Annotated in this window: 4 protein-coding genes; 2 read left to right on the top strand and 2 right to left on the bottom strand. The window is 56.7% G+C overall.

Features of this window, described 5'->3' with window-relative positions:
• A partial coding sequence (locus tag B0D71_RS32045) for a hypothetical protein (RefSeq protein ID WP_223441004.1) occupies positions 1–79 on the bottom strand: 79 nt, incomplete at its 3' end.
• A gap of 435 nt (positions 80–514) precedes the next feature.
• Positions 515–1,414 (bottom strand): LysR family transcriptional regulator, encoded by a 900-nt coding sequence (locus B0D71_RS31085; protein WP_103398073.1) that lies wholly within the window; start codon positions 1,412–1,414, stop codon positions 515–517.
• Between the two features lie 157 nt (positions 1,415–1,571).
• Here B0D71_RS31085 and B0D71_RS31080 point away from each other — a divergent pair, with 157 nt between their 5' ends.
• Positions 1,572–2,753 carry an acyl-CoA dehydrogenase gene (locus B0D71_RS31080; RefSeq protein WP_103398072.1) on the top strand — a complete coding sequence of 394 codons (1,182 nt, stop codon included), beginning with the start codon at positions 1,572–1,574 and terminating at the stop codon, positions 2,751–2,753.
• Between the two features lie 13 nt (positions 2,754–2,766).
• A complete protein-coding gene (locus B0D71_RS31075; protein ID WP_103398071.1) occupies positions 2,767–3,987 on the top strand; it encodes a CaiB/BaiF CoA transferase family protein in 1,221 nt (406 codons plus the stop codon).
• The last annotated feature ends 548 nt before the right edge of the window (positions 3,988–4,535 follow it).

Here is a 4,535-nt window from a genome sequence, read left to right as displayed (position 1 = left end):
TCAGCTTCTTGATGGTTTCCGGGGTTGCAGCAACCCGTGTTTCACCGGTCTGGGTTTCGAGAGGAACACCAATGTGCACGTCAAATCTCCTGCGTGATCTTATTGAGTAAACCCATGCACTACGGATGGTGCGGCTGGGGCGGCCGATCAGCACGATCCCGCCTAATCAGGGCGGGGCGCGGCATTTTGCAGGCGAACTTTGTGCCCTTCAAGGGATTATGACGGGTGACGGAAAATTAACTACAAGTCACCCCGTGACCGAATGTCGCAACCAACCGGCTCAATCCCTTGCAGACCGTGCTTTTCAAGGATTCTGGCTGAATTTGAAGAATTTACACATCGGCCGTATGAATGATGCGCCATCGCTTCGAAATAGTGGCTCAAAGCCGCGTGGTCAGGCGCTTGTGGGACGTTTGTACGGCTTCTCGATACAGTTTGTCGCTATGCGACAAATACTTATATCTGTAGGGCTTATTTTTTACTGACTACGAGGTCAAGTAATGGCGGTGAGCCTTTATCCCTCAAGGCTGTAGCTGTGCGCCTGATTTACCAGCCAGTCACGAAATGCCCTTAAAGACGCGGATTCGACCTTTCGCTCAGGAATCATTAAGTAATAGGCCTTGATGCTGGACAGTGCTTGCGGGTTGGCGATCACCAGGCGTTTTTCTTTCAGCTCTCTTTGAATCAGGAACGGCGGTATCAGGGCTATGCCCATGTCGTGCATGGCCGCTTGAGCGAGCATGGAGAATAGCTCGTAGCGTGGACCTGTCATGTCTCGCGGGACGTTGAAGTGCTGGGAGTCGAACCATTGGCGCCAGGCATAAGGACGAGTGGTTTGTTGCAGAAGGGGCAAATCGGCGATTTCACCGGGCGTCAGACTGGTCTTGTTTCCGAGCAGGTTGGGGCTGCAAACGGGCATCGGATTTTCACCCATCAGTCTGTGGGATTCTGTACCCGACCAATCCGCATCACCGAAGTAGATGGCGGCATCAAAATCGGTGTCGGCGAACAGGAACGGGCGCGTGCGGTTGGTCAGGTTGACAGTCACTTCCGGGTGCTTCTGCTGGAAATCCTTGAGTCGCGGCAGAAGCCACTGGGTGCCGAAGGTCGGAACTACGGCCAGCTCGATTACGTTGGCGCCCTGCTGACCCATGACCGACAAGGTGTCGCGCTCGACCGCGTCGAGCTGAGTGGCGACCCGTCGGCTGTAGGAAAGCCCGGCCTCCGTCAGCTTCACTCCACGCCGCGAGCGTCGGAACAGTTCTACGCCGAGGAACTCTTCAAGGCTGGCGATCTGTCGGCAAATCGCCCCTTGGGTCAGCGACAGTTCCTGGGCGGCCTTGGTAAAGCTCTCATGGCGCGCCGCTGCCTCGAAGCTGATCAGGGCGGTGGTGCTGGGTATCTTCCTGCGCATGTACATCAACCTCACTAATACATCGCATAAAAGCTCTTCTGCGACGTTACGGAGTGAGAAATTAGCACAACAGTATGCAAAATCCTCGTTTGCCGCAGCGCCGATCCGGGCCTAGGATCAGTCCACGTTATTTGACCCGATTCGAGAGGACACACTCATGGGTGGTAAAGCTAGCTTCAACTGGATCGATCCCCTGCTGCTGGATCAACAGCTCACTGAAGAAGAACGCATGATTCGCGACACGGCTGCGCAGTTCGCTCAGCAGAGCCTTGCGCCGCGCATTCTTGAAGCTTTCCGCCATGAGAAGACCGACCCGGCGATCTTCCGCGAAATGGGTGAAGTCGGCCTGTTGGGCGCAACCATTCCTGAGCAGTACGGCGGCAGCGGCCTGAACTATGTCAGCTATGGCCTGATCGCCCGTGAAGTCGAGCGTGTCGACTCCGGCTATCGCTCGATGATGAGCGTGCAGTCCTCGCTGGTAATGGTGCCAATCAATGAATTCGGTACCGAAGCGCAGAAGCAGAAGTACCTGCCGAAACTGGCCTCGGGCGAGTGGATCGGCTGCTTCGGCCTGACCGAGCCTAACCACGGTTCCGACCCGGGCGCGATGATCACTCGTGCGCGCAAAGTGGAAGGCGGCTACAGCCTCACTGGCAGCAAGATGTGGATCACCAACAGCCCGATCGCCGATGTGTTCGTGGTCTGGGGCAAGGACGATGCCGGCGACATCCGTGGCTTCGTTCTGGAGAAGGGCTGGAAAGGCCTCAGCGCTCCGGCGATTCACGGCAAGGTTGGCCTGCGGGCATCGATCACCGGTGAAATCGTCATGGACAACGTGTTCGTGCCGGAAGAGAACATCTTCCCGGATGTTCGTGGCCTGAAAGGTCCTTTCACTTGCCTCAACTCGGCACGTTACGGCATCTCCTGGGGTGCACTGGGTGCGGCCGAGTTCTGCTGGCACACCGCTCGCCAGTACACCCTGGATCGTCAGCAGTTCGGTCGTCCATTGGCCGCCACTCAGTTGATCCAGAAGAAGCTGGCCGACATGCAGACCGAAATCACCATGGCGCTGCAAGGCTGCCTGCGTCTGGGTCGTATGAAGGATGAAGGCACTGCGGCGGTTGAAATCACTTCGATGATGAAGCGCAACTCTTGCGGCAAGTCCCTGGACATCGCGCGCATGGCTCGCGATATGTTGGGCGGCAACGGCATCTCCGATGAGTTCGGTGTCGCTCGCCACCTGGTGAACCTGGAAGTGGTGAATACCTATGAAGGTACACACGACGTCCACGCGCTGATTCTCGGTCGCGCGCAAACCGGCATCCAGGCGTTCTATTAATAGGAGAACGTCCATGGGCGCGCTTTCGCATCTGCGGGTACTGGATTTATCGCGGGTACTGGCCGGGCCTTGGGCCGGGCAGATCCTGGCCGACCTCGGCGCCGAAGTGATCAAGGTCGAGCGCCCCGGTAACGGCGATGACACGCGCGCCTGGGGGCCGCCGTTCCTTAAAGACGCTTATGGCGAGAACACCAGCGAGGCTGCCTACTACTTGTCGGCCAATCGCAACAAACAGTCAGTCACCATCGACTTCACGCGCCCTGAAGGGCAGAAGCTGGTGCGTGAGCTGGCGGCCAAGTCGGACATCCTGATCGAGAACTTCAAGGTCGGCGGTCTGGCGGCTTATGGCCTGGACTACGAATCGCTGAAGGCGATCAATCCGGATCTGATCTATTGCTCGATCACCGGATTCGGCCAGACCGGTCCTTACGCCAAGCGTGCCGGTTATGACTTCATGATCCAGGGGTTGGGCGGCCTCATGAGTCTGACGGGGCGACCTGAAGGCGAAGAAGGCGCGGGGCCGGTGAAGGTTGGCGTGGCGCTGACGGACATCCTGACGGGGCTGTATTCGACTGTCGCGATCCTGGCAGCGCTTGCGCATCGGGATCACGACGGCGGTGGTCAGCATATCGACATGGCTCTACTGGACGTACAGGTGGCTTGTCTGGCCAACCAGGCAATGAACTACCTGACGACAGGCAATGCGCCTAAACGCCTGGGTAATGCTCATCCGAACATCGTGCCCTATCAGGACTTTCCTACGGCGGATGGTGATTTCATCCTTACCGTCGGGAATGATGGGCAGTTCCGCAAATTCGCGGAAGTGGCCGGGCAGCCGCAGTGGGCGGACGATCCGCGTTTTGCGACGAATAAGCTGCGGGTGGCAAACAGGGCTGTACTGATTCCGCTGATCCGCCAGGCTACGGTGTTCAAGACCACGGCTGAATGGGTAGCGCAGCTGGAGCAGGCTGGTGTGCCTTGCGGGCCTATCAATGACGTGGCGCAGATGTTTGCCGATCCTCAGGTGAAGGCGCGCGGGTTGGCTATCGAGCTACCGCATGCGCTGGCTGGCATGGTCCCTCAAGTGGCGAGCCCGATTCGACTGTCGGAGACGCCGGTTGAGTACCGATTTGCACCTCCTTTGCTGGGTGAGCACACGCTGGAGGTTTTGCAGCGGGTGTTGGGCCTGGATGCCGGGGTGGTGTCCGCATTCAAGGCTTCGGGCGTTCTCTGAGTCGTCTCTTCTATATGGGGGGATTTCGGCTCCTCTATATAGGCTTCATTTGGGGCGTTTTGCTGCTTTTTGCAACTTGTTGATAGAAAACCTAAATCACTGCTTGACGGCAGATTTCAGATGTCTATAATTCGCCCCACTTCCGGCGCAGTCGAAACGGAAAACTCCTTGGTAAACAATGAGTTAAGCAGTTTTCGACAGTGGGTCGCTTCAGTTCATCGAAGCCGAAAGGGAGTTGAAAAAGAGGTGTTGACAGCAGCGTGTAACGCTGTAGAATTCGCCTCCCGCTGACGAGAGATCTGAAGCGCAAGTGGTTGAAGTTACAAGGGAAACTTTGAAAGCTTCTGAAAATAATCACTTGACAGCAAATGAGGCTGCTGTAGAATGCGCGCCTCGGTTGAGATGAAAGATCTTAACCAATCGCTCTTTAACAACTGAATCAAGCAATTCGTGTGGGTGCTTGTGGAGTCAGACTGCTAGTCAACAGATTATCAGCATCACAAGTTACTCCGCGAGAAATCAAAGATGTAACCAACGATTGCTGAGCC

Source organism: Pseudomonas laurylsulfativorans (assembly GCF_002906155.1).
In the GTDB taxonomy this organism is placed as follows: domain Bacteria; phylum Pseudomonadota; class Gammaproteobacteria; order Pseudomonadales; family Pseudomonadaceae; genus Aquipseudomonas; species Aquipseudomonas laurylsulfativorans.
This window is presented reverse-complemented; position numbering and strand designations above follow the sequence as displayed.

Bases quoted from the DNA above. Each gene is read 5' to 3' on its own strand.
- B0D71_RS31075 (WP_103398071.1), top strand. From the start codon at position 2,767: ATGGGCGCGCTTTCGCATCTGCGGGTACTGGATTTATCGCGGGTACTG.
- B0D71_RS31080 (WP_103398072.1), top strand. From the start codon at position 1,572: ATGGGTGGTAAAGCTAGCTTCAACTGGATCGATCCCCTGCTGCTGGAT.
- B0D71_RS31085 (WP_103398073.1), bottom strand. From the start codon at position 1,414: ATGCGCAGGAAGATACCCAGCACCACCGCCCTGATCAGCTTCGAGGCA.